We start from the raw sequence: 23,089 nt of genomic DNA, 5'->3' as shown, positions 1-23,089 counted from the left end.
CACATCAAACACGGCATTTTGTAATACTCTTCTTTAAACCAAATATCCCCATCTATTTTTTCGTGTCTTTCGTGGATATTAATCGAGCGTAACATCAGTAAATAATTTATGACTGAGCATTTTCTGCCGGCACCGTGACAACGGGTTTGAGCCCCATTTTCAATGCACGCCGCGCAAAACGCCGGTCGTCGAAGCTATAAAAAATATCGCAGTGCTTGCTGGCCAGTAGATGCAGCGCGTCGGCAAAATCCAGGCCTTCGGCATGCAGCTCCAAGGCATCGGCGACGACCGGCCAGCTTTCGACGCTGACATTGGCAAGCCCTAACAAATGCCGGATGACGCGCGCAAAATCACCGCTGCCGAAACCATAGAAGGCTCTGAGTACCCATTCCAATTCCAACACCACCGTCAGGGGTACGAATAATTGGGGCGATTCGATCATGATGCGCCGGGCAATCGGCCGTTGTTTTACCGCCTCGGGATCATGGGGGGCATCCACATAAAAGCGCGCCAGGATATTGGTGTCAATCGCAATCATCGCGCGTCTCACGCATCGCCTCGGCGACATCGAATTCGGACAAGCGTCTTTCTCCGGTTTTTTTACAAACCAGCATGCCATAACCCTCTTCGGGGAGGCTCGGTTGAACCCGGCGCTTCACTTCGACGCGCAAGGCATTGCCTTCCAGGATGAATTCAAGCTGGCAGCCCGGCGTGATCCCCAAGCGGCGGCGGATATCCGCAGGAATCACAACCTGGCCTTTTTCGGAAACGGTGACGGTTTGCATGGCGAATAGCCCCTCTTACACTGTAAGACGAAGTGTACCACTTTCAATGCCATTGTCCATTCGGGTATGGAAGCTAACTGATCGTCAACCTTGCATGCAAACCGCCTGAAACGTCAGCCCAAAGCGCTGCAAATATTGTTTCAAGCGGTGGCTGTCGTTCACGCTGGCTTTTAGATTGCGGCTGGCGTTGTACAACTTCCGCCCCGCCTCGGCCATGCTGCGGCTTTCGCGGCATACCCTCACGACTTCGGCAAGCTGCATCCGGTCGAACAAATCCAGCTCGCTGAGCGTCTCCGCCGGCAAGACTTCAGCCAATATCTCCGTAGCACAAGTCTTTTCCCGAATGAATCCGGACCACGCCTGTTTGAGCCGCTCGATTTCGCCCGTCACGATGTCCTCGGTAATCCGCCCGCCAGTCGCCAAGGTCGCCATCCGAGTCACGCTGGAATTCAGATCGCGGAAATTGGCCCGCCACAGGGCTTCGGCAGAATAGGCAAAAGCCAGATATTGCGCCCTCGCCGCCTTGTTGAAGCTGACCTTGTAGCCAGCCTTGACCGTGAACTGCTGCAATTCGTGTTCGAGATTCGGCTCGAAATCCTCGATGCGCTGCTTCAACGCCGGCAATTCGTAGGTCCAGAGATTGATCCGCGCCAGCAGATCCTCGCGGAATTGCCCCGTGCGTACCTGTTCGTACAGATTGCGGTTGGTGCCCACGATCAATTGAAAATCGCTGCCGGTTTCACGATCGCCGCCCAGCGGCATGAACACCTTGTCTTCGACCGCGCGCAGCAGCATCGCCTGTTCGTCCAAACCCAATTCGCCGATTTCGTCGAGAAACAAGATTCCCTTGTCCGCCTCGCGCAGCAGCCCCATGCGCGGGCTCAGCGCCCCGGTAAACGCGCCTTTGACATGGCCGAACAGCGCCGACATCGCATTGTCGCCGCGCAGGGTCGCGCAGTTCACCTCGACCAGCCGCCCGGTCGCCTGGCCGCGCTGTTTTTTCAATTCGTAGATGCGTTTGGCGAGGCGCGATTTGCCCGCGCCGGTCGGGCCGGTCAACAGCATCGGCGCGGACGACTTGATCGACACCTGCTCCAGCTGCGAAATCAGCCGGTTGAATGCGGCATTGCGGGTCTCGATGCCGCTTTTCAGATAGGCGATGCCGTCGCGGGCCTCCTTCTCGAAACGCGAGGCGATCTGGTCGTAGCGCGACAAATCCAGGTCGATGATCCGGTAACTGCCCTGCACCCCTTCCTTGCTCGGCGAAGCCTGTAGCAATTTACCCGGCAAATAGTTTGCTTCGGTCAACAGGTACAGACAGATTTGCGCGACATGGGTGCCGGTGGTGATATGAACGTAATACTCGCTCTGCTCCGGATCGAAGGCATAGCTACGTGTAAAGTCGAGCAACTGGCTGTAAACCTGTTCAAAGTCCCACGGATCGGCATAATCGACCAGATGGGTCGTGATCTCAGTATTCGGCGACAACGCGCGCATGTCCGCGACCGTGATGTCGGCCAGTTGCTGCTCGCCCGGATGATGCAGCAAGACGAACTCGTCGACCGGCAAGCTATCGTGCATGACCAATGATACGGTCGGCCGCCAGCGTTCGTGGCGTTTTCGGCCCAAACCGCCGTGATCCAGGCGGGCACCCAACAAACCGATCAAAACCGTCTTCATGTCACCGTTTACCCTTGTCTTGATGCCGGCCTTGGACGATCAGCGATTTGCAACATGTCGGGTCGTAAGCGATTACTTTCTGAACGATCCTCTCGCCGGGCTTGAGGCGCATGGTCGAAACAAACTCGCACATGCCGTCTTGCGTTAATTTCCCTTGCCTTACAAATCGACTGGTTTCGATAAAGTCACGGGGATACTTAAAATGCACGACATTCTGGCCTGTCAGCGTCGTTTCCTGCGCACGAGCCTGTGTAAAAACCCAGAATGCTACCAAGCCTAATTTAACTATCCGCTTCATCATGCCGAGCACCGAGTCAATCTATTTTTATCGATCGTATTTTATCTTTCTGGATAACTATAGCATAAACGGTTTTTTCCCTTTCTTTGACACATCACTCAAGCCGACAAATATTTTACTTATATGACATAGCTTTACAAATATTCACCGAATCATTTCGACTATTGGCACCCGTATTGCTATATCCAATGTGTCAACCATTAACAAGGAAAAAAAAGCGATGACCACCCTTTACGAAGTCCTGCACGAACCCGGCCGGCATCCGATCAAATCCTGGACGCGCGGCGTCAGCTTCGACGACAACTCCAAACAGCAATTACGGAATATCGCCACGATGCCGTTCATCCACAAATGGATCGCTGTGATGCCGGACGTGCATCTGGGAAAAGGCGCGACGATCGGCAGCGTGATACCTACGATTGGGGCGGTGATTCCTGCCGCGGTCGGCGTCGATCTGGGGTGCGGGATGATGGCTGCAAAAACCAGCCTGAGCGCAAGCCAGTTGCCGGACTCTCTGGAAGCGGTGCGCAGCCGGATCGAAACGCTGGTTCCGCATGGACTGCAAAAAATCGCGCGCGGCGCCCGCGACAAGGGAAGCTGGCACGAGCCGCCCGAAGACGTATTGACTGCCTGGACACCGCTACACGACCGTTTCGACCGCCTGTGCGAAAAACATCCGTTCCTGATAAAAACGAACAACCTGAAGCAGCTCGGAACGCTCGGCACCGGCAACCATTTCATCGAGATTTGTCTCGACGAGAACAATGCGGTCTGGATCATGCTGCACAGCGGTTCGCGCGGCGTCGGCAACAAGATCGGCTCGCACTTCATCGCTCAGGCAAAACATGACATGGAGCGCTGGTTCATCCATCTGCCGGACCGCGATCTGGCCTATATCCCGGAAGGCAGCGCGCATTTTGAAGACTATATCGAAGCGGTCGCCTGGGCGCAGGATTTCGCCCGAATCAACCGAGAGGTGATGATGGCGCGAACCGTGCGGGCGCTCCGCGACGTGCTGGCAATCCCGTTCGAGACGCATGTCGAAGCGGTCAACTGCCACCATAACTACATTCGCCGCGAGCATCATTACGGCGAAAACGTCTGGGTGACCCGAAAAGGCGCGGTTAGCGCGCGGCTCGGCGAAATGGGGATCATTCCGGGCAGCATGGGCGCGAAATCGTTCATAGTAAAGGGCCTCGGCAACGCGGAAAGCTTTTGCAGTTGCAGCCACGGCGCTGGCCGCGTGATGTCGCGCACCGAGGCGAAGAAGCGCGTGTCGCTGGCAGAGCATATCGAGGCGACCGCCGGCGTCGAGTGCCGCAAGGACAGTGAGGTGATCGACGAAACGCCGTCCGCCTACAAGCCGATCGACCAAGTGATGGCCGCGCAGGCCGATCTGGTCGAAATCGTGCACACCTTGAAGCCGGTCGTCTGCGTCAAGGGATAACCGAATTTGGCGAGCCGTTGTCAGCAGCGGCGCAGGTTCCAAAGCCTGCCTGACGCGAGCGTTTAACGCAGCGCGTATCGATGACAACAAGACGCCAAACGCCGCCGTAGCTCAGCCAGGAAGAGCGCCGCGCCCGACGCGGATGTCGCAGGTTCGAATCCTGCCGGCGGCACCATTGCTATAGCTCAGTGGGTAGAGCAACTGACTCATCATCAGTCTGTCGCCGGTTCGACGCCGGCTAGCAAACTTACCTTACCAAGGTAGCTTGATAAACCGGCCCGCAAGGGCCATGGCGGACCTCCGGGCCGCGAGTTTGGATTCTTCAAGGAAGCAGCATGCGGCTCGTTTAGCGCATGTCGGCCGGGATGCCGCAATCCGAACCCAAAGCAACATCGGCAAAGCCTGCCGGCGAAGATCGGCCAGCGCGCGCCGCGCAGGACGCGCGACGCCCACCGGTTGGAGCGCCAGCAGCCCGCGTCGATGCGGAGGTTCCGCCAACCTTCACTTATTAAATGGCGTAGGGTGGATAAGCAAAGCGCATCCACCACCAAGACCTATAAGGTGGATGCGCTGCGCTTATCCACCCTACTTTGGAGTGAATCTTCACGGCCATATGTTTTACGGAGAATATGATGTCAATTAACAAGAAAATGATCATCACCGAAGCCCAGCGCGGCCTGTTGTTCAAGGATCAGCAGTTCGTGAAGGTCCTGTCTCCCGGCGTCTACCGGCTCTGGGACTGGCTGAACCGCTACCAGTTGCAGATCGTCACGATCACGAATGCCTTGCAACAAACCGTCGGCGGCGATCTGTTGAACCTCGCGCAACTGCACGCGCAAACCTTTGCGCCGCACTTGCAGCTTTGGGAAACGACCGACAACGAAGTCGGCCTGGTCTATCAAAACAACGTGCTGAAAGACATCAAGGCGCCGGGCCAACAGGGCGCGTACTGGAAAACGCAGAACGAAATTCGGATCGATAAACTCGACATCAGCCGGGAACTGGCCCTGCCGAAGCCGCTCGCCGCGCAATTGTGCAATGCGAAGGAAGACATGCTGAAGCGAGCCGCGCTGAATGCGATCGCGATCTTCAACATTCCCGACCATCACGTCGGTTTCCTGGCCGTGGACAACGAAATCCAGGCGGTGTTGAGCGCGAGAGTACATGCCTGGTGGCGGTTCAATCATAATCCGACGCTGACCCTGTTCGACCTGCGTCTGCAAAACATGGAAGTAAATGGCCAGGAAATCTTGACCAAGGACAAGGTCAGCCTGCGCGTGAATCTGTCTGCGACCTGGCAGATCAGGGAAGCGGAAAAAGCCCGCGCGGAACTGGCCGACGCGAAGGAGTATCTGTACCGCGAACTGCAACTGGCCCTGCGCACGGTCGTCAGCACGCAAACCTTGGACGAACTCCTGGCCGACAAGAACTCGCTGAACCGGCAGATTCTTGAGATCGTGGCAACGAAAGCCTTAGTTTACGGCATCGAAGTCAAATCGGTCGGCGCGCGCGACATCGTCCTGCCCGGCGACATGAAAGCGATTTTGACCCAGGTCGTCGAGGCACAAAAAATGGCCGAAGCGAACCTGATCAAACGCCAGGAAGAAACCCAGGCGACCCGGTCGTTGCACAATACCGCCAAGGTGATGGAGGGCAATCCGATTCTGTTGCGTTTGAAGGAGTTGGAGTCGCTCGAAAAAATCACCGCGCGGATCAATACGTTGAATGTTTATGGCGGATTGGATAGCGTGATGAATGGAATGGTGAAACTGATAGATAAAACGAATCCGGTTTAGTGTAGCCATATCAAGCAATGCAGCAAAGCTAAACGGCAATACGGACCAATCCAAGGAATCCTAAGGTTCGCACGGAATGTCTACAGGGCTCTACAGCCAATCCCGATGACATGTTACCGGTACGTTTATTTTCCTGGAACAAATCAGGGGCTAGCCTCGCTTGACGCTATTATCGTTACGCGTTACTATCGCCCAACATGATCGTTTCATTCAAATGCAAAGATACGGAGGCTCTCGCAGACGGCAGCCGAGTTCTACGCTTCGCAAACTTTGAAAGAGTTGCTTTGCGTAAACTTAGGCAATTGCAAATCGCCGAAAATATTGAGGACTTAAGAGTTCCACCCGGAAATCATCTGGAATCGTTAATAGGAGACCGAAAAGGACAGCATAGCATCAGAATAAACGACCAGTTTCGCATCTGCTTTCGCTGGACGTCTGCCGGCGCGGCGGATGTGGAAATTGTTGATTATCATTAGGAGGCCCGCATGACACGCCTTGATCCCATTACACCCGGTGAGTTGCTTCTTGAAGAATTTCTGAAACCAATGGAAATTTCGCAGTATCGTCTGGCTAAAGAAATTGGGGTTCCTGCACAAAGAATTGGCGAGATTGTAAGCGGAAAGCGCCGTATAACAGCGGATACCGACCTTAGGCTTTGCCGTTTCTTCGGTCTATCCCGCGGTTATTGGCTGCGCGCCCAAGCCGAGCATGACACTGAAGTCGCTGAAGAGGCACTCGCCGATACGCTCGCCAAGATCCGGCCCTGGCGGGAACAATCACACCATTGTGCATAGCTGAGCCGCACACGGCTTGCCTTTAATTTTCCGATATTGTCCGTTGAACGAAACATTGAAACCGCCGCAGCAAACGAGATAGATGACCCACCGGAATTGGTTAATCTGCTGATCAATGAGGTGGATAAAGTTGATAGGTGTGCCGAATAAACTTCCATTTAAAGTCAAATTAACCGAGTTGCTATAATGTACGAATTAGGTATAGCCACATGAGCGGAGCACTGACGCGTCGTATCCTCTTTCAACGATAGAATTGGCTAGAAAGCATTTACTCACAAAATCACTTGGATATTAGGGGGGCTACTATGATTGGATTTGAAATGAAGGCGACAGGCTCAGGCGGATTCAGGCAGAACCGGGGGGCATGGACGGAAGGTAGTTTGATAGCTTTAAAAGTTTTTGCAACCGCAGGGAGTCTTGCAAATAAGGACTCGCTGCACTCTTCGCAGCGCGGAATAATTTCTCAGATCGAATCAAATTTCAGTGCGATTGCAAAAAACCGATTCAAGAAGGTTTGTTCATGCAGCTTAAATTTCACCTTATTTATGAAGGGTGACATTAAATTCAAATATTACTTTGATTCATCAAAGAAATCCGAGCAAATCCAGAGCGAACTTTACAATATATTCGCCTCGGCTACAGACGAAATTGGTGACCAGGTTATTATTTATTTCTGCGCCATAGTTGACGATTTTATTCTGACGAATTTCAACAATTACAGCGAGCCCTTGATTCTCACAATCGAAGTCGACCTATGATTAGTCTTCCGGCAAAATTTCATTTTCTCCAGCCCGCGTACGGCTCAGAATCGTTATACACATCTTAGCAAGAGCGGCAGTTCTTGTAAGGTAAATTGTTAATTTTCCATTCGCGGCGGTGTTGACCTGTGGTTTTCGGCGCCGCTCCAAGCCAGGTAGGGGGCGCATCGCGCCCCTTTACGATGCCAAATTACGGCGATAACCTTGGCAAACGAGATAGATGGTTCACCGGAATTCGTTAAAACGGCCTGACTTGTAAATGGCTACTCGCTGAATTAAGAGTAAAGCATGGCCAGCAGGAAGCCCAAGAGCGCAACCATGCAAGCGCTGGCCCACCAAGCGGCATGCCGCTGCAGCTTGAACCAGAAGGCCAAGGGAAACAGCCCAAGGGCGATATACATGCATCCGCCCAAAACTGCCGGACGACCTTCGAGAAATATATCGGCTCCACCCAGCTTGGATGTGTGCCCCGAGTAGGTTCCGCTGAGGATGGACCAGAGCCCAAGCCCAATCAGTACAACACTGATAAGCGATGCCAAGACACGGGCAACTCGCATGTCTCGGCGATTATCGACTTCTGCTTCGGACTCCATAACTTTCCTCTTAACGACTAACTACGACTGCGGCACGCTCACAGCTTGCCTTTAATTTTCCGATATTGCCCGTTGAACGAAACATTTTCTCGTTCCCGAGGGCTCCGTGGGAATGCCGTTAAGACGCGCAGCGTCACGTCCCGCCGAGCCAAGCCCATCCTTTCGGTCTTTTGTGAACTTCAAGCCCCTATTAAAAGTCCGATGAACACATTGTTGCGGCCTATGCCCCATTCCCGATCATTTTCCATAATTCTTCGCCAAATAAGCCACGATCGGATCTACGTCTTCCGGTTTGATCGGGGCGCCCATGACCTTGATCATTTTATCGACAACCTTTTGCCATCCTGACTTATCCAGTAAGCCCCCATTCATCTGGATATAATCGAGACTGTGGCACATCATGCAATTGGCCACTACCAGCGTTTTTCCCTGCCCCTCTTTCAATTGAATGCGGCTTTCATCGGCAAGCGCGGCTGATGCTATCAATAAGAGGTTTACGAACAGAAATCCTGTTTTCATGGTCGCCTCCCGTCAAATGACTTGCAGATCGATTGTCTGCACCAGATTATGGTGATAACCCGCAGGATTTGGAATCAGCTGAAGGGTCTGCGTCACACCGCTACGGTTCGTCGCCTTGACCATCAGGCGATAGCTTCCTTTTTTGTGCGGCTTGAAGCGGAAATGCCATTGTCTCCAGGAAAAGCGGCCGTAGTCATCCCCGATCACGGCCTCCCGCCACGACTTTCCTTCGTCGATGGATACCTCAACCTGCTGAATCCCATAGCCGCCATCCCAGGCGATCCCTTTTAGATCAATCGATTGACTCAGTCTGAAGCGTTGTCCGCTCTCGATATTCGTGATCAATGAATTGACCATCATTTCGGTTATCGGCGTATTCATCTGATTTTCCTGCGACAGGAATCTTTCCTGCATCGGAAACGCTTCCTTCGGCAGGCGATAGGCGGTTTTTATCCAATAGCCTTCGAAGGGTTTGGCGATCGCGTCGATCGAAGTCAGATGCTTGACCCAGTAAGTCGCCGTCCACCCCGGCACGACCAGGCGGACCGGGAAACCATTCCAATGAGGCAAGGGTTCTCCGTTCATCTCGAACGCAATCAGGGTGTTTTCATCAAGCGCTTTCGCTATCGGCAGGCTTTTGGCGAAATCCGGCGTCTGGGCGATCATTCCCGAATCCGCCGCATCGAAGACGACCTCCACGGTGTCTTTTTTGAGCCCGGCCTGGTTCAGAACCTCCTTGAGCCTGACGCCTTTCCAGCGTGCATTGCCCATTGCGCCATACCCCCACTGAATGCCGTGAACATGGGGCCGAACCATGCCGCGGCGATTTCCGGCGCATTGACAAACGGCGGCGATTTCGACCGATTCAAATCGGCTTTTGAGTTCCTCAATCGTAAATTCGAGCGGTTTTTCGACAGATTCACCGCCGATCCGCAGCTTCCAATCCTGCACATTCACATTCGGGATATTGGCCAGATGGTAGCGGACGAAGAAGGCGTCATTCGGAGTGAACGGCGTGTTGAAGTAAGTAACCGGCGTTTCGAAATTTGGCGGCCGAAAGGATCTTTTGATCAGCGCCTGCTTGCCGGGCAAGGCCTCCATAACCTCCGCCGGCAATTCGGGCAAGCCTTGCGAGGCGGTGCCGGATAGAGCGATGCGTGGAATTAAAGCGCCGCCGGCGCAGGCGGTAACTCCACCCGCAATGCGTTTGAGAAAGTCTCGTCTAGTGATCATAACATTCCCCTTATTGGCCCGGCTTGAAATGCCAGTTGCCTTGCCGCTATGCGGTTCTTACAGCTTAATATCAGTCACAACAGGATTGCCAAAGGTTTTATCCGCTTTTTTGGCTCCGCAACCCCTGTCCTTAATCTTTCCATCCGGATATAAGTCGACCTCAAAGGGTGGCGCTATGCTCCTTGGGCAGCTATCATCGTCTGGATGGGCATCCGGGATTTCGTCGAGAACTTCATGGTAAACGCTGGCAAAATGACTGTAATCCTGAGGAGTGGCGTCGTTTTTAATGGCTAGCACTCCCGGGCAATGGTAGGTTACGTTGTATACGACTGTGAAGTTCTGTTTCGGTTTCAGAATGATGGCGCCTTTTTTGAGCGTGCGGGCCGCATCCAAGACTATCGCAGCCGCTGCACAATTCTCTCCGTCGTCATCCACTCCATTCACATTCAGACGCACCAGGCCGGTGGCTATACCATCGCCTAAATCCGGAGTCGTGATGATTTCATTGTAAGGGCTACGGCTCTGGATTGTCACATTGACCGTTTTGGTGACGGCGCCAGTCCCCTTTACCGTTGCAGGCGCGGAGATTTTGACCACGGCAAGGTCGGCGACAGCTTGAATCAACCCAAAACCGGTGACGTAATCAAAGCCGGTGTCAAAGCCGCGAGTGCCCGGATCATTCATGTCGAGCGCACCGGCTTTCATCCATGCGTAGGTTTCGTCGGGCGTTAAGGTCGGATCCAGAGCCTTCAGCAGCGCGGCAACGCCGGTGGCATGCGCAGTTGAGGCAGAGGTGCCGAAGAAGTTAGGGGCGCTGCCTTCGTCCTTCGTATCAACTCCGAAAAAAGAGGTATCGACTCCATCCGGCGCCGCGACAGCGGGTTGGTCGCGAATCTCCGGTTCAACAAGACGACTTCCAGCCGTGTCAAAAAGAATGGGGGTGCCTCCGGCCGAAGAATAGCGCTCGATCAGCGGTTTTTTTACTCCGAACGTTGGGGTTTTCCGGTAGTCTACAGCGCCGACGCTGAGCCCTCCCCGTGAGTTGCTGTGTCCGAAGATGGTAGCACTATTGGTTTTGAATTGAGCGAATTTGGAGCCTATTCCAAAATTAACCATCTTCATTTTCCCCGGTTTAGGCCCGGACAAATGCGTTAGCCATATACCGACAGTGGCTTTTGGCCCGCTATTGATGATGCCTAACGCTTCGATAGGATCTCCATGCAAGTTGTCGTCATTGCTCCAAAAAAGAGGAGATTTGCAGGCTGGATACGTCACAATGATGTCCATATCGCTTGCCGAGCCTGGTGCTCCGCTGACCGAAAAGAATGGCTGGTCCCATTGAAAGTCCAAGATCAACTCCGCGCCTGACGGAATGGTGATCTTCTGACAGGTATTGACACCGCTACCCGGATTAAAATCGTGCATCTCCGAGCCATCGAAAAACTTTCCACTGGGACGGAATTCCGACTCGTACGCATTGCGATCCGCATTAAAGGCGGCACTGAAATAGGCCACGCCCATTGCTTTGACGACATCGACCGCCTGCGCGACGATACCGTCCTGGTAGAACGGCTCATCTAAGTAGACGATATCGTCAGTGATCACTTTCGCCCCCGCGTTGGCTAAGGCAATAATGCCTTTGGCAAAACCCGGCTGACTTTCGGGGCCGAAGGCGGTATGAAAAAACAAGCCGGCGCCCGGCGCGACATCATGGATCACCTCCATCAAGGCGCGCCCTTCATCAGTACCGTCCCTGTCTGCGGTTACGCACAGGTTGCTCCCGTTGCTGTCGGTCAAGTCACTCAATACTACGACGTTTGCAGGCAGTTCTCCGCTCGCAACACCCGCCGAAGCGCCGCCGAGACAGTTATAGCTGTCAGACAAGACACCCACGGTGACGCCGGTGCCGTCAACATCGAACGCTGAACGGGCGAGATTAGTCCGCATCGCAGCGTCCCCCTGGCTGGTCACGGCGCCGGCATTCGTAAGGGCATAGGCTGGGCGAGCGAACTGTAGGGAGGAAAGCTCTTTCAGAGCCGGAATAGCCGAAATCGGTAGGAGACCCGAAAACATGTGCCCGAACACCGTGACCTTTTGTACGCCAAGGTTGTGCAGATCGGAGGCGAGCGCCTCGGGATCACCCGATGCGGCGGCGTGGATAAACAATGATCCTGCAGCGGTCCGCACCAATGGGTTGCGCGATTTAAAGGCCTTGGCGGAAGCCCCCTTAACACTTGCCTGCTGGAGATAAGCCTGATATTCGGAGTGCAAGACCCAAAGGTCTCCCCCGATCTTAGCTAAGACTTGTTTCGAGGGCAATTTGCCGGACAGCGAGTTCTGCAATCCCGCTAACTCAGTCAATCCAAGACTGCCTCCTGCGGCCTGGGCTTGAAAGGTTGTGACCGCTAAAATTATAAGCAGCAAGCTCTTTACTATATTATTCATGATGCCACACGCATTGCTAGGGTTAGCTTGTAGCCATATTTGCCTGGCTAGATTTACTACTTTTTTTCATTTTTTGATCATTGTTATTTGGCAAATAACGCTTATTGATTCGTTAACTGTTTGAGAACTGCCATGGCATACCAATAAGCAACCGCCTCAGATCATTGGGTAAGCTCATTTTCTTATTATTTGCTTAACGCTAACATTGGTAGTAATACCTAAGGAGACTCTGAATAAAATTCGTGAGGCAGGTTTGCCGCATTCAAATTGAGGGATGATTCGGATGAAACAAGTCAGCTTTGCAGCATTGGCCTATGGAGCCAAATTACCGGGAAAACTTTCTGTCGGAAATGGAAGGGGTGATTTCTTGGAAGAGACTGTTTTTTCTTGTTCCCACGGACTCTCACACGCCGCGGGGAGACGGGAAACCGTTAACCGTAAGTCGAAAAAAAAGGCATCCGAAGATGCCTTTTTCAACCCGCTTAATCGTAGCTGTAATGCTTGCGCAATGGCTTGACGACTTCCCAATGGCTGTTCAGGCCTTCCGGGAAAACCACCAGGTCGCCCGGCAGGATGCGCACCGGCTCGCCGCCTTCCGGCGTGACCAGAATTTCGCCTTCCAGAATATACGCGGTTTCGGTCTCGTCGAAGTCGATCGGGAACTGGGAGACTTCTTTTTCCCAAATCGCCCAATCCGCAACGCCCAGTTCTTGCAGGCGTTCTTCGCTCGGGTTATGTTCAATCGTGATTTGCGGCATGTGTGTCCTAAATTAATAAAGATTTATCGGAAGCCAATTTTAGCATTTTTCCCGTCTTCCCGTTTCCGCGGTCTCCGTGGAAATGCCGTTCGGACGCGCCGCGTCACGTCCCGCAGCGCGGGTTGGCTAGATTCTCACGCGGCGCATCGGAACCCGAAACTACTTTTTCGCCAACAATTTTTCAACGACATCCGGCTTATTCGCGCTATACAAGGAATAAGCATTGAACACCATCTGATGCGCCCGCCCAAGCTTTTCCTTGGTAAAATCGATCGCGAATTTCTCCGTCAACTGCTTGCCGTCCCAGGTATAGCCTTTCAAAAACTGCTCGTTGTCCGCGCCTTTCTTGTCCCAGTTCGCCAAGAGCGATGAGGTAAAGTACACGCGCTTGCCGTCCCAGCTCGACGACACCATGTTCACCTGCGCGCCGATCTTTTGCTCGAAAACCTGTTTCGGCTTGAACGGATCGCTGATGTCGAACGCGCGCGTCTTGCCGTCCATGAAGGTGTTGACCCAGAGCGTCTTGTCGTCGCTCGAAATCGAGATGTCGACCGGCAGCGGCACCTTGGCCGGATCGCCGACATCGGCGACTTCCTTCGCCTGCCATTCGCCCTTGTCGTCCTCGAAGATCAGCCAGATTTTGGAGGTCAGCGCGGTGCTGGTAAAGCAGTAGTTGTGATTCTCGCCCCAGGCGCAGCGGATTTCGAGCGGCGCGCCCGGCACGTCGAAGATTTTCTTCGGCTGCTTGCTGTGCAGGTTCCACTGCACGACCGTATTGCCGAAGCGTTTCATCGCTTCCGGATCGTTCAGCATCTTGCCGAAATCCATCATGTAATTCGACCAGCCGGTAAACGACGAGGTCAGCATCAGGTTGCGCCGCGGCAGCACGCGCAGGTCGTAGCCGTAGCCGTCCGCGTATTTGCCGGTCTTGACCGCGGCTTGAAGATCGCTGTCGGTCGGCGTCCAGTGCGTGGTGACGTAATCGCCGTCATTGGTGTACTCGACGATGCCGGTGCGGCCGCCGTGGTCCTTGTTGTTCGACAGGCCGGTAATGATCATCCGGCCCGGCAGCGCATAGGTGGTATGGGGGCCGACCACGCCGCCGCTCTTGGCGACGAAATCGGTGATCGTCTTGACCAGCTTCGGCTTGGCAGGGTCCGTGTGCACGTCAAAGATGAACATCTTGCTGGTGTCGAGCGATGCGGCCCATAAAAACTGGCGGTCATCGGTAAAGCCGGAGTGATGCGCCTCGTTGCGGCCGCCGACCGACAGCGTGCTGACGACCTTGCCGTAATTCGGCGATTTCGGATTCACATCGACCGTGACCAATTTGTCCTGTTCGTCGCCGACGCCTTCCGCGCCCAATGTCCAGACATAGATGAAATCTTCCTGGCCGACGATCTTGGCCATGTACGGCGACTGGCAGGTTTCATCGGCAATGACGCCTTGACTGCCAAGACCCGCCAGGGCAAGGGTGGATGCCGCAAAGGCGCAAGCCCGAACCAGGGCGCGCAGCGGGTGTTTATGCTTTTTCATGACTGGCCTCTTTTGTATTTATTATGAATGGCTTTCGGCGGTAGTCGGATCGATGATCGTCTTGACCTCGGAAATCCGATTCGCCGGAAAGCCGCCTTTCTCGGCATGTTCCTTGATGCTGGCCTCGTCGGGTGCGATATACACGCAATAGACCTTGTCGCCGGTTACATAGCTTTGCAGCCACTGGATTTTTGGCCCCATCGCCTGCAGCACGCTGCACGACTTTTGCGAGATGCCTTGCAGTTGCTCGACCGTTAAGGCGCCGGCGTTCGGAATGTCGCGTTCGATGATGTATTTTGGCATTGCAATTCTCCTCTTGGTTGGGGATGACCGGCTGTTTGACGCCGGGAAGATCAGGTCTTGAAATAATCGCCGAGCAAATCGTTGCAGCACTGCTTCAGCGGCTCGGATGACTGTTCAATTTTCATGCGCAATAAAGCGCCCTGCCAGGCATTGACCAACAGATCGGCCATCGCTTCGGCTGGTTTATCGGTTCTGACCGTGCCCTGCCGCTGCGCGGTCAACAGCCCTTGCATCAACAAATCACGGTAGCGGCGCACGGCCTCTTGCAGCGACGCCCGGCACAGGTCGCTGGTGTCGCCGACCTCGCCCATCAGATTGCCGAGCAGGCAGCCGCCTTGGAAATTACCTTGCTCAAGCGCGGCGATCAGTTCGTCGAAATAACGCTTGATCGCGGCCAGCGCATCGCCATCCTGGTTTTGCAAATGGCCGTCCAGCTGCCGGATGAACGGCTCGATGTAGTGTTGGATCACTTCGGCCGCGAAACGCTCCTTGCTGCCGAAATAATTGTAAAAAGACCCCTTCGGAATCTGCACCGCATCGAGAATCTCCTTCAGCCCGGTGCCGTGATACCCCTGCCGCATCAGCAAGGCCACACCCTGGCTTAGCAGATTCTCGCGGTTGAACTGCTTTTGCGATTTAGTGCCCATGTGAAAAATAATACGACCGGTCGTCTTAGGTTGTCAAGAAAAAACGCGCCGCGCAAGGCTTGGCCTTCCCTGCGCCTTTCCCCACTCCCCCGCTTCGCATTACAATACCCTCAACTTAATTCACGACATCAAGCCTTTATGGAAAAAATCAAAGTTCTGTTCGTCTGCATGGGCATTATGCGAACATGAACAAAGCCCTTTAGATGTCAATGACTTGAAGCTTCCCCCAAAATCCCCCCAAAATCCCCCCAAAACGGATCAGCTACTTAATAGCGATTTCAAGCCATTCAGCTCCCCTGGAATCATTGTAAACAGCCGTCATTTTTGCGGATTTGTGACCAAGTAATCGCTGTGTATCAATGCCCTGATCGCGATATAGACGTTCTGCTAGTGACCGTTGCTCGTGGAATGTTGGTGGATATCCCGTCCAGATAATGCCTGATTTTTCCCGTGCTTTCTGAAATCCTTTGCTGACAGTGTTTTTGTGTACCGGATCGCCAATTTCTTGCTTAAATCCACGTTTGGTATGATGGATCAGGAAGGGCGAAAGGGAGTGTTTTTGGCATCTTGCTATAACATCCCCAAGACTAGTGTCAATGCATTCCAAGCGGAGTTGTAATGGGATTTTCAGCAAAGTGCGTGTTTTTTGCTGCGGTACATGCAAAAAATCACCTTCAATGAAGGAGTAGGCTTTGATCGGATATGGTTTTTCCTGGATGAACGCTACAAATGCGGCGTCCCACTCCGGGTCGCGCTTGAAACGTGCGATAGCAATATCTTCTACGCGCTGTCCTGTAATCAGCGCCAAAAGCATTGCATTTTGCACCCATGGCTGGAGATATTCAGCAGCATCAAAGATGCTTTGCCAAACGTCGAGCGTAAGTCTTGCCCGTTTCACTCGTACTGGCTTATTCTTGGTCATGGCTGCGGGATTGGCTTCGGCTTCGCCTGCTTGTATCGCCTCCATAAAAACATCTACCAAGGTCGAGCGCAATGCTTGCGCCATGCGTTCTTTTCCGGAGGCCCGATAAGACTCCAGATTTTTTACGATATCTTTTACCGTGATGTCTTTGATGCCAGTATCACAAAAAATGGTGCCAAGGCATTTTGCTAGGTGAATCCTTGTTCGATAGGTGTTTTGCTTAATCTCGCCAGTTTGCAAACGGTCCTTAGTGACTTTTAGATACTCTTCAATCCACTTATTAAAAGGTATGCCGCCTGCTTTATTGGATGATTGATTGGCCATGATATTGTCTGTTGCTGATTGTGCCAGTTGGGCATAAATCGCAGCATTCAACTGTTTAGCGCGATTTTTGGCGATGTCTTCATCTGTGCCAAGCCCCCAGAACGTGCCGTTTCGAGGGTCCTTGTATTGAAATGAGAGGCGACCAGTCCGTTTATCGAGTTTGCGATAAAGATTGGGGATCTTACTCAGATCACTATGGGGTAGAGATCGGCGACGTGACATACTTCAAACACTATTTGCCCAAGATGGCCATTACAACCGTATCAACTGGCTCCACATTGAAGTCAACGGCTTGCGGAATCCGAATAGTCCTTTGCGGTTTTTGAAAAGTTGCATCGCTCTGCACGAGCCAATCTCGACCCACTTTTTGAGCCGGTGGCGTTATGCAGCCATTTCTGGCCCAAGCTCGCAATGTATTGGGAGTGTATCGCCCCTCAAATTTCGTAATATTCCACTTTTCTAGTGGTATCAATGCACTCATTACAAATATCCTCGAAACCTCATTAATATTTTGTTGAAGTATCATTAATTATTGGCCTGGGTGATTGCATGCTTCGGTCAAGCTGATACCCAATCTCTTCTCCGACAAAGTCGACAGCGTTGCCGATTAATGAGCATCCAGCCAATAAAGCAATTAAAATCAAAACCAAAATTTTTTTCATTGGTGCCTCGCTTTAGCGTTTATATGGTTGAATATCATGCTCAGAGGAAATTTTTTGTTAATGATTTTGGATAGCAGCTCGCAATTCGAGAACATCAGTTTGGCTTGTTGCGAACTGTTGATCGAACATTTCATCGAAGTGTTTTTTGCGCTCTTCCAGTTTTTTTATACGCTCCGCTCGATTTTCCGCATTCGAAGCCAATTTTAATGAACCCCACGCGGCTTCGAATTCTTGATCGAACAAGTCTGCCGCCAAGTGCTGGTCAATGTAGTGCCGCTCCTGCGCTGTCAGCACCTCGTTTTTTCCGCTGAGCGCAAACAATAGGATGATTGCCGTAGTTGGCGCTGTAATCAATACTCCGGTGAATAGGTCTTTCATCGCTATACAATAATCTCTTTATCAAATTTACATCGCATCGAAAAGCATCGTTTTTTGCTCTATTTCGATTTTTTTTGTAGCCCCGGATTCTCAAAACCCTGCCGGTCAGAGTCCGCGATAAACATGCTCGCAGCCGGACATGGCCACCTCGCGGGAGGGATCCACGTTAGGGGAAGACATCAATCCAAGTCGCTCGTATTTGTTACGCTTGTTGCTATCACATTTCTACACTCACCTTCATATATCTGTGAACGAATCGAACCCATTGCATAAATGTTGGCGGCTTTGCAACCAAATTTCCTCGCTACCTGCGAGTGTGTGAATCTGTCAAACTCCGGCCAAAGTACCGTGCAGCCGGACAAAGAAACTGTAAATAAAATAAATATTGATATGGTTTTAGTGATGCTCATTATTCTGGTGTCGCCTTGAACGACTCGTTCGACCTAATATCATCGTCAGAGGAAATCGACTGGTCCGAGCCTTCCGATTTGCGGAAGCTCAAACTACGCCCGCTTTCTTGTGAATGTTCTGCTGAACTGAAATTACGACTGGATGAACTAGAGGAGTCTCTGGCCTCCTGTGTTGCTTCAGTGCCATTATGGCTTGAATCTGATGCTGCAATGACAACGTCAAACCGACGGCTTTGTATACTGTCTGCGCTGAATAACGGAGAACCATTTATTGTGGCAATGCCTTCACGAGGTCGAATCTCGACAGAACCGCATTGAATGAGAATTTTGGCTGGGTCTCTCGCTCCCTGAATTGTTGGAATATTACAGGCCTCGATTTCGTTTATCTGGCGAAATGCCTGGTTGAGAATGTCTCTTCTCTGGGCGTTTCGCTTAATAATTGCTGTTGCCGTCCTTCTTACCTCCGCTTCGCTATGAAATACACCAAACTTGGCTAATTCATCAATTGATCCCGCAAGTAATTCTGCATACCAAATCCAGCAGCCAAAATATCGTCTCAGTTCCTCGAAATCTGGGTGAATATCAGTCACAACCCATGTTGGTATCGTTAACTGTAATTCTTCTCTCTCGGAAAGCCGCATTCTATCGGACCAGCCTATTGTCCCGTCATGCCATATCACAAAAGGAAATTTAGAGTGAGATGAGTTCGACAAAATCTTGCAGCCAGCGAAATCTGGATCGGTTTTCTCCAGGGCTGACAACGCGGAAATGAGCAAACTTGTCCCGGATAGTGAATAGGTAATATCCGTTTTTGTCGATTTATCAACGCCACTTCGGTGAGTTCGGGAGCGGCTAGTTTCCCTACGATTTTCACGTGATTTTTCCGTTCCAGTCCTTCTACTACTTTTCTGATCTTGCGAAATCGACATCGATTTTTCGCGGCTTATTTTGCTGTTAACGCTGGTTTTTTGATCTTTCGATGCATCCGCACCTATGTCCACGCCGGATTCTGCAAGACAAAAAGGAGAAAATAATGCGAGGGTGATGATTAACGTTGTTAATCGCATTGCGGGCCCGTTTCTTGGTGTGAGAATGAAAGACCGGAACGAGCCCCAAATGGGGCTCGCCTAGTGGGTTAGATGGACATGCAGAAAAATCCGGGCGTGTTTTCGTTAGTGCTGGGGTCCGGTGCAGAGTAAGTGCCTGCAAGAATTTGAGCGGCAATTGCATCAACGTCATCTTGGGTTGCATTCGCCGGCGTCGGTGCCCCACGGAAGTTGCCGAACCACAACATCTGTCCGCTGATTCCGTCCAACTTTTTGTCCAACTCAATCAATACACTGGTCGGAATATTGGTTGCACAAACTTCCACGGCCCCCGAATTATCCGTGTAAAAACTTCTCAAGAATGTTTGCCCGCCAAAGGGATTTTGAACATGCGTCGAGTTTTCATTTCCGTCAATGAGCCTCAGGTTTCTGAGCCACTTCGTCGCCTGCAGAGACTCTGCCTGATCGATGATCCCGTCCTTGTTCCCGTCGACCGAGACGAATTCCCCCGAAGGGATGAACGCGCCATCCCCCAACAAACCGGTTACCCGGGGATTTTCCGAGCTGAGCGTCACCGCACTTTTCAGGGATTGAATCTGATTGATGAGCGCCTTTTGTTTGGCGGAATTGATGAATTCGCCCCCTCTCAGCACGCCGGCGATCAAAAGCCCGGTCACAACCAGACCGATTGAGATTTCGATCATTGTGAAGCCGGCCTGCCCGGAAATGGATGGGGTATTCAAACCATTTTTTTTCATTTTGTTTCCTGTGCTTGTTAAGTAAAAAACGTCGCCTTATCTGCGACGACTTAATTATCCCCAACGCTGGAAACGCTAAAAATGTCGATTTTTGATTACCTTTTGTCATTTCCCTGACTTCCGATATTGGCTTGAAAGTTAAACAAAGGGGGCTTGATGTATTTGATTGAAGACAACCTTGGGGAAACGCAAGCCATGAGGAGGATGATCCTCCTTCTTCAGAGAATAATGATGGACGATAGGCTTACCGGGCGAGAAATTCGCGTTTTATTAGCCGTACTGTCTCTGGCGGGGTTAAACAATCAGCGGGTTCCAGTCCCGATCGATGACATCTGTTGTCTTACCGGAATTTTGTACGCAAACGTGTGCGCGACGATTCGGAGGCTGGATAGTTTGGGATGGGTATCAAGAATTCGCGGAAATGGTCGGGGTAATGTTTCTCTCATTGCGCTCCGCATTTCCTGATAAGCGGATATGGGTATGAAAAGACGAATAATTGGAGTTAAAAAATGAATGAAGAACTCAATGAATATAAAGCGCTGGCAGCTGCGGTAGTGAATAGTGCATTCCGCGAACTGATACATTCTGATAGAGCGATAAGGGATTCCGCCCGTCGATTTTTCTTCGATGAAAGCCAAGACGGTCGGCGAATCAGAGACATCTGGTTTGCCTGGTTGGGGTTGTCCGAGTCGGCAGCCAAACAAAAGGCGGACGAAATCATCGCTGATTATAAAAAAAGGGAGATGACTTTATGTTCTTTCACAATTTAACAAAAGCAAAATTAGCATTAATTGGGTGGCTGGCATATGCCTCCACTCAATTCATTCAATTTGAATTGGTGGATGCGCACGGACCTGATCCAGAGTTTCAGGAAGCAGCCGACAAATTCAATGGTTTCTCCCTATCCATGCCGGAGGTCATTTTAGGGCGATTGGAGCTGGTAGCGAGCCTGGGCGTTGCTGGCCTATGGGCTGAGCCGATGGGTGATATGAGGTACAACGAAGAATGGATGATTGGCTATCTTGTTGGCGGCTTGCGAAACCTGGGCGACAACTTTGAAAAAGAAACCAATGAACTGCTTCGTACCAAGAAAAGGGTGGAAAATAATGAAAATTAATACGTTAGTCATCATTACTTTGATGATTGAATTGACCGGTTGCGCTGCAATGAAGAGCGAGCTTGCTTACCGGTTCAAATTGGCTAGTTGTGTTTCAGAAGCTAACGGAGTCATGAACACCCATCGTTTCGGAGAAGGAAAAGATAGGGCAACTATTACTTGCGAAAGACTATTGATTAATGAAAACCCTCATCCTGAAACCGTCTATCGCGTGCTCGGCGGCAGGGACGCACCCGATAAGTATTTATTGGCCGATACCATTAAAGCACAGAATGAACGAGAAAAAGAAAAGCGGCGGCTAATCATCAACAAACTGGTCAAAAAGGCGCAAAAGGAGTTGAAACAAAAAACCGAGGTTCCCGTAAATGAATAGATTTTTTCTGGCGATCCCTATATTGCTGATGCACGTCGGTTGCACTTCGGTGAATAAAAAACCGGATGTGAATTTTAGCGACAGTCTGGCACTCGTTCATTCCGTTGAGCCATTGCCGACGTTACCGAAAGCAGTTGCCGAATCGCCGAAACCTCACTTACCCTTGGCTTCCCTGAGCGTTGTTGATGCACCGGCAGTTGAGGTGCTAAAAGCCTTGGCGAAGGACCTCAATCTGGACTTTGACGTGGAAAGCGATATTCAAGGCCCGATTACCATGATGGCGAATCAACGCCCGATCGACGAGATCTTAAACCGGATGAGCGATCAGGTAGCGATGGTGTGGACCTTCGATGCAGGCCGAATTTCGGTGAGGTCCGATCGCGCATTTGCGAGGGTCTATAGCCTTCCGCTGGTGAATGCCACGACCCATGTGATCAGCGACAGCCAGTTCGGCGATACAAACGGGTTGAGCGGGGGAAATGTTTCAGTCAAAACCCAATCGGAGAAAAATTTCTGGTTGTCCGTGTCGGACGGCGTAAAAAAGATCCTCGCGACCGAGGCAAGGACAACTTCCGAACAAGACACCCAGAATCCGAAAGGCGCCTTGTCCAAACCGGACGTCGGGAAAACCGAAGTGTCCTTGGCGCCCGACCTGGGGTTGTTGACGGTCGTGGCTACCACCAAACAACACCGGCAGGTGACCGATTACATCAATCGGTTACAAATTGCCGCGAAAAGGCAGGTTTATGTCGACGTAAAGATGATCGAGGTTAAGCTCGACTCCTCGAACGAATTGGGAATCGATTGGAAATCGCTGAAAAACAAGGGGCTGGTTTCCGAGGGAAATTTTGTTGGCGCCGCCATGGCATCAAGCCCGCATCTGATGATCGGGTATGTGGCCAAGAACTTCGAGGCGCATTTGCGCGCACTGGGGGAGCAAGGCAAGGCTCGGATGCTAAGCCAGCCCAAGCTGCTGGTCCAGAACGGGCAAGCGGCCAGCATCCGTGCGACCGATTCGCTGGTTTATTTTACGACGATGGTTAGCCAGGCCCAAACCTCGAGCACCGGCGTCATCACGCCTCCCGTCGTGACGACGACACCGCACACGATTGACGTAGGCGTTACGATGACGTTGATGCCGGCGATTTCGAGCGATGGCAGCGTCAATCTCCACATCCGGCCGCGGGTGACGCGTTTAGTCAGCTATGTGAAAGATCCGAATCCGTTGCTTGCCGAACAACACGTCGAATCTCAGGTTCCGCAAATCGAGCAGCGTGAAATGGAAAGCACGATGCTGGTCGAACCCGATAAAGAACTGGTTTTAGGGGGACTCATCTTGGAAGCCAAGACCAAAAACTATGTCGGCGCGCCCTTTTCCGAGCAGCTACCACGTTGGCTTTCTTGGCTGAACTGGGTCGTCGGCTACAACAAAGAACAATCCAACCGCTCGGAGCTGGTTTTTTTGATTTCCTGCCATGTTGATAATGGGGTATCGACTTGAGGAGGA

The 23,089-nt window shown here is 52.0% G+C and carries 27 protein-coding genes and 2 tRNA genes; 11 read left to right on the top strand and 18 right to left on the bottom strand.

Annotated elements, in window-relative coordinates; translation table 11 throughout:
* Positions 1–106: 106 nt before the first annotated feature.
* The 4 genes from METLA_RS0117550 to METLA_RS0117535 form a co-directional block, all read right to left on the bottom strand.
* The gene (locus METLA_RS0117550; protein ID WP_024299784.1) at positions 107–538 is read right to left on the bottom strand and encodes a type II toxin-antitoxin system VapC family toxin; all 432 of its coding nucleotides are present in this window, start codon (positions 536–538) and stop codon (positions 107–109) included.
* Positions 525–785 carry an AbrB/MazE/SpoVT family DNA-binding domain-containing protein gene (locus tag METLA_RS0117545; protein ID WP_024299783.1) on the bottom strand — a complete coding sequence of 87 codons (261 nt, stop codon included), beginning with the start codon at positions 783–785 and terminating at the stop codon, positions 525–527. The genes METLA_RS0117550 and METLA_RS0117545 overlap by 14 nt, the downstream gene beginning before the upstream one ends.
* Before the next feature lie 84 nt (positions 786–869).
* Positions 870–2,465 carry an RNA repair transcriptional activator RtcR gene (gene rtcR / locus METLA_RS0117540; protein ID WP_024299782.1) on the bottom strand — a complete coding sequence of 532 codons (1,596 nt, stop codon included), beginning with the start codon at positions 2,463–2,465 and terminating at the stop codon, positions 870–872.
* A 1-nt stretch (position 2,466) separates the two neighbouring features.
* Positions 2,467–2,766 carry a hypothetical protein gene (locus METLA_RS0117535; RefSeq protein WP_024299781.1) on the bottom strand — a complete coding sequence of 100 codons (300 nt, stop codon included), beginning with the start codon at positions 2,764–2,766 and terminating at the stop codon, positions 2,467–2,469.
* Positions 2,767–2,983: 217 nt separating this feature from the next.
* On the opposite strand from METLA_RS0117535, the gene METLA_RS0117530 reads away from it, so the two are divergent.
* The 7 genes from METLA_RS0117530 to METLA_RS0117505 all read left to right on the top strand — a co-directional run bounded on the left by METLA_RS0117530 (position 2,984) and on the right by METLA_RS0117505 (position 7,558).
* Complete coding sequence (locus METLA_RS0117530; protein WP_024299780.1) at positions 2,984–4,210, top strand: RtcB family protein; 1,227 nt, start codon at positions 2,984–2,986, stop codon at positions 4,208–4,210.
* A gap of 100 nt (positions 4,211–4,310) precedes the next feature.
* Positions 4,311–4,385 (top strand) — tRNA-Arg (locus tag METLA_RS0117525).
* Positions 4,385–4,454: transfer RNA gene (locus tag METLA_RS0117520), tRNA-Met, on the top strand. Before METLA_RS0117525 ends, METLA_RS0117520 begins: the two co-directional genes overlap by 1 nt.
* 388 nt (positions 4,455–4,842) lie before the next feature.
* Positions 4,843–6,006 carry a slipin family protein gene (locus METLA_RS0117515; protein WP_024299779.1) on the top strand — a complete coding sequence of 388 codons (1,164 nt, stop codon included), beginning with the start codon at positions 4,843–4,845 and terminating at the stop codon, positions 6,004–6,006.
* 197 nt (positions 6,007–6,203) lie between these two features.
* Entirely contained in the window at positions 6,204–6,482 is a 279-nt protein-coding gene (locus METLA_RS22210; protein WP_084480178.1) for a type II toxin-antitoxin system RelE/ParE family toxin, read from the top strand.
* A gap of 9 nt (positions 6,483–6,491) precedes the next feature.
* Complete coding sequence (locus tag METLA_RS0117510) at positions 6,492–6,800, top strand: HigA family addiction module antitoxin (protein ID WP_024299778.1); 309 nt, start codon at positions 6,492–6,494, stop codon at positions 6,798–6,800.
* Positions 6,801–7,105: 305 nt separating this feature from the next.
* Entirely contained in the window at positions 7,106–7,558 is a 453-nt protein-coding gene (locus tag METLA_RS0117505; RefSeq protein ID WP_024299777.1) for a hypothetical protein, read from the top strand.
* 275 nt (positions 7,559–7,833) lie between these two features.
* Here METLA_RS0117505 and METLA_RS0117500 read toward each other — a convergent pair whose 3' ends face one another.
* From METLA_RS0117500 to METLA_RS21555, 14 genes are all read right to left on the bottom strand, one after another.
* Positions 7,834–8,151: a hypothetical protein gene (locus METLA_RS0117500; RefSeq protein ID WP_024299776.1), complete on the bottom strand. Its 318-nt coding sequence runs from the start codon at positions 8,149–8,151 to the stop codon at positions 7,834–7,836.
* A gap of 237 nt (positions 8,152–8,388) precedes the next feature.
* On the bottom strand, positions 8,389–8,670 hold the full coding sequence (locus METLA_RS0117495) for a c-type cytochrome (protein WP_024299775.1): 282 nt from the start codon (positions 8,668–8,670) through the stop codon (positions 8,389–8,391).
* Between the two features lie 12 nt (positions 8,671–8,682).
* The gene (locus METLA_RS0117490; protein WP_024299774.1) at positions 8,683–9,903 is read right to left on the bottom strand and encodes a molybdopterin-dependent oxidoreductase; all 1,221 of its coding nucleotides are present in this window, start codon (positions 9,901–9,903) and stop codon (positions 8,683–8,685) included.
* A 57-nt stretch (positions 9,904–9,960) separates the two neighbouring features.
* On the bottom strand, positions 9,961–12,348 hold the full coding sequence (locus METLA_RS0117485) for a S8 family peptidase (RefSeq protein ID WP_024299773.1): 2,388 nt from the start codon (positions 12,346–12,348) through the stop codon (positions 9,961–9,963).
* A gap of 482 nt (positions 12,349–12,830) precedes the next feature.
* Entirely contained in the window at positions 12,831–13,106 is a 276-nt protein-coding gene (locus METLA_RS0117480) for a cupin domain-containing protein (protein ID WP_024299772.1), read from the bottom strand.
* Positions 13,107–13,265: 159 nt separating this feature from the next.
* On the bottom strand, positions 13,266–14,642 hold the full coding sequence (gene mtoX, locus METLA_RS0117475) for a methanethiol oxidase (protein ID WP_024299771.1): 1,377 nt from the start codon (positions 14,640–14,642) through the stop codon (positions 13,266–13,268).
* Between the two features lie 21 nt (positions 14,643–14,663).
* Complete coding sequence (locus tag METLA_RS0117470; RefSeq protein ID WP_024299770.1) at positions 14,664–14,945, bottom strand: DUF4242 domain-containing protein; 282 nt, start codon at positions 14,943–14,945, stop codon at positions 14,664–14,666.
* A gap of 50 nt (positions 14,946–14,995) precedes the next feature.
* Positions 14,996–15,592: a TetR/AcrR family transcriptional regulator gene (locus METLA_RS0117465; protein ID WP_024299769.1), complete on the bottom strand. Its 597-nt coding sequence runs from the start codon at positions 15,590–15,592 to the stop codon at positions 14,996–14,998.
* Positions 15,593–15,854: 262 nt separating this feature from the next.
* Entirely contained in the window at positions 15,855–17,060 is a 1,206-nt protein-coding gene (locus tag METLA_RS0117460; protein WP_024299768.1) for a tyrosine-type recombinase/integrase, read from the bottom strand.
* A gap of 10 nt (positions 17,061–17,070) precedes the next feature.
* Positions 17,071–17,319, bottom strand: a complete 249-nt coding sequence (locus METLA_RS0117455; RefSeq protein WP_024299767.1) for an excisionase — start codon at positions 17,317–17,319, stop codon at positions 17,071–17,073.
* Positions 17,320–17,341: 22 nt separating this feature from the next.
* The gene (locus METLA_RS23355; protein WP_206740953.1) at positions 17,342–17,500 is read right to left on the bottom strand and encodes a hypothetical protein; all 159 of its coding nucleotides are present in this window, start codon (positions 17,498–17,500) and stop codon (positions 17,342–17,344) included.
* A 57-nt stretch (positions 17,501–17,557) separates the two neighbouring features.
* Complete coding sequence (locus tag METLA_RS21075) at positions 17,558–17,878, bottom strand: hypothetical protein (protein WP_024299766.1); 321 nt, start codon at positions 17,876–17,878, stop codon at positions 17,558–17,560.
* A gap of 409 nt (positions 17,879–18,287) precedes the next feature.
* Positions 18,288–19,355: a hypothetical protein gene (locus tag METLA_RS22760; protein ID WP_152539490.1), complete on the bottom strand. Its 1,068-nt coding sequence runs from the start codon at positions 19,353–19,355 to the stop codon at positions 18,288–18,290.
* A 68-nt stretch (positions 19,356–19,423) separates the two neighbouring features.
* Positions 19,424–20,092, bottom strand: a complete 669-nt coding sequence (locus METLA_RS21555; RefSeq protein ID WP_024299765.1) for a type II secretion system protein — start codon at positions 20,090–20,092, stop codon at positions 19,424–19,426.
* Between the two features lie 509 nt (positions 20,093–20,601).
* Here METLA_RS21555 and METLA_RS0117435 point away from each other — a divergent pair.
* The 4 genes from METLA_RS0117435 to METLA_RS0117420 are packed head-to-tail and all read left to right on the top strand — an operon-like array spanning position 20,602 to position 23,083.
* Complete coding sequence (locus tag METLA_RS0117435; protein WP_024299763.1) at positions 20,602–20,862, top strand: hypothetical protein; 261 nt, start codon at positions 20,602–20,604, stop codon at positions 20,860–20,862.
* Positions 20,844–21,209: a hypothetical protein gene (locus METLA_RS0117430; RefSeq protein WP_024299762.1), complete on the top strand. Its 366-nt coding sequence runs from the start codon at positions 20,844–20,846 to the stop codon at positions 21,207–21,209. Before METLA_RS0117435 ends, METLA_RS0117430 begins: the two co-directional genes overlap by 19 nt.
* Positions 21,199–21,582: a hypothetical protein gene (locus METLA_RS22755; RefSeq protein WP_152539489.1), complete on the top strand. Its 384-nt coding sequence runs from the start codon at positions 21,199–21,201 to the stop codon at positions 21,580–21,582. The genes METLA_RS0117430 and METLA_RS22755 overlap by 11 nt, the downstream gene beginning before the upstream one ends.
* On the top strand, positions 21,575–23,083 hold the full coding sequence (locus METLA_RS0117420) for a type II secretion system protein GspD (RefSeq protein ID WP_024299760.1): 1,509 nt from the start codon (positions 21,575–21,577) through the stop codon (positions 23,081–23,083). The genes METLA_RS22755 and METLA_RS0117420 overlap by 8 nt, the downstream gene beginning before the upstream one ends.
* Positions 23,084–23,089 lie beyond the last annotated feature (6 nt).

The sequence above is a fragment of the Methylomicrobium lacus LW14 genome (assembly GCF_000527095.1).
In the GTDB taxonomy this organism is placed as follows: domain Bacteria; phylum Pseudomonadota; class Gammaproteobacteria; order Methylococcales; family Methylomonadaceae; genus Methylomicrobium; species Methylomicrobium lacus.
The sequence above is the reverse complement of the archived record's forward strand: the minus strand, read 5'-3'. Positions and strand labels throughout refer to the sequence as shown.

Bases quoted from the DNA above. Each gene is read 5' to 3' on its own strand.
- METLA_RS0117550 (WP_024299784.1), bottom strand. From the start codon at position 538: ATGATTGCGATTGACACCAATATCCTGGCGCGCTTTTATGTGGATGCC.
- METLA_RS0117545 (WP_024299783.1), bottom strand. From the start codon at position 785: ATGCAAACCGTCACCGTTTCCGAAAAAGGCCAGGTTGTGATTCCTGCG.
- rtcR (WP_024299782.1), bottom strand. From the start codon at position 2,465: ATGAAGACGGTTTTGATCGGTTTGTTGGGTGCCCGCCTGGATCACGGC.
- METLA_RS0117535 (WP_024299781.1), bottom strand. From the start codon at position 2,766: ATGATGAAGCGGATAGTTAAATTAGGCTTGGTAGCATTCTGGGTTTTT.
- METLA_RS0117530 (WP_024299780.1), top strand. From the start codon at position 2,984: ATGACCACCCTTTACGAAGTCCTGCACGAACCCGGCCGGCATCCGATC.
- METLA_RS0117515 (WP_024299779.1), top strand. From the start codon at position 4,843: ATGTCAATTAACAAGAAAATGATCATCACCGAAGCCCAGCGCGGCCTG.
- METLA_RS22210 (WP_084480178.1), top strand. From the start codon at position 6,204: ATGATCGTTTCATTCAAATGCAAAGATACGGAGGCTCTCGCAGACGGC.
- METLA_RS0117510 (WP_024299778.1), top strand. From the start codon at position 6,492: ATGACACGCCTTGATCCCATTACACCCGGTGAGTTGCTTCTTGAAGAA.
- METLA_RS0117505 (WP_024299777.1), top strand. From the start codon at position 7,106: ATGATTGGATTTGAAATGAAGGCGACAGGCTCAGGCGGATTCAGGCAG.
- METLA_RS0117500 (WP_024299776.1), bottom strand. From the start codon at position 8,151: ATGGAGTCCGAAGCAGAAGTCGATAATCGCCGAGACATGCGAGTTGCC.
- METLA_RS0117495 (WP_024299775.1), bottom strand. From the start codon at position 8,670: ATGAAAACAGGATTTCTGTTCGTAAACCTCTTATTGATAGCATCAGCC.
- METLA_RS0117490 (WP_024299774.1), bottom strand. From the start codon at position 9,903: ATGATCACTAGACGAGACTTTCTCAAACGCATTGCGGGTGGAGTTACC.
- METLA_RS0117485 (WP_024299773.1), bottom strand. From the start codon at position 12,348: ATGAATAATATAGTAAAGAGCTTGCTGCTTATAATTTTAGCGGTCACA.
- METLA_RS0117480 (WP_024299772.1), bottom strand. From the start codon at position 13,106: ATGCCGCAAATCACGATTGAACATAACCCGAGCGAAGAACGCCTGCAA.
- mtoX (WP_024299771.1), bottom strand. From the start codon at position 14,642: ATGAAAAAGCATAAACACCCGCTGCGCGCCCTGGTTCGGGCTTGCGCC.
- METLA_RS0117470 (WP_024299770.1), bottom strand. From the start codon at position 14,945: ATGCCAAAATACATCATCGAACGCGACATTCCGAACGCCGGCGCCTTA.
- METLA_RS0117465 (WP_024299769.1), bottom strand. From the start codon at position 15,592: ATGGGCACTAAATCGCAAAAGCAGTTCAACCGCGAGAATCTGCTAAGC.
- METLA_RS0117460 (WP_024299768.1), bottom strand. From the start codon at position 17,060: ATGTCACGTCGCCGATCTCTACCCCATAGTGATCTGAGTAAGATCCCC.
- METLA_RS0117455 (WP_024299767.1), bottom strand. From the start codon at position 17,319: ATGAGTGCATTGATACCACTAGAAAAGTGGAATATTACGAAATTTGAG.
- METLA_RS23355 (WP_206740953.1), bottom strand. From the start codon at position 17,500: ATGAAAAAAATTTTGGTTTTGATTTTAATTGCTTTATTGGCTGGATGC.
- METLA_RS21075 (WP_024299766.1), bottom strand. From the start codon at position 17,878: ATGAAAGACCTATTCACCGGAGTATTGATTACAGCGCCAACTACGGCA.
- METLA_RS22760 (WP_152539490.1), bottom strand. From the start codon at position 19,355: ATGCGATTAACAACGTTAATCATCACCCTCGCATTATTTTCTCCTTTT.
- METLA_RS21555 (WP_024299765.1), bottom strand. From the start codon at position 20,092: ATGAAAAAAAATGGTTTGAATACCCCATCCATTTCCGGGCAGGCCGGC.
- METLA_RS0117435 (WP_024299763.1), top strand. From the start codon at position 20,602: ATGAATGAAGAACTCAATGAATATAAAGCGCTGGCAGCTGCGGTAGTG.
- METLA_RS0117430 (WP_024299762.1), top strand. From the start codon at position 20,844: ATGTTCTTTCACAATTTAACAAAAGCAAAATTAGCATTAATTGGGTGG.
- METLA_RS22755 (WP_152539489.1), top strand. From the start codon at position 21,199: ATGAAAATTAATACGTTAGTCATCATTACTTTGATGATTGAATTGACC.
- METLA_RS0117420 (WP_024299760.1), top strand. From the start codon at position 21,575: ATGAATAGATTTTTTCTGGCGATCCCTATATTGCTGATGCACGTCGGT.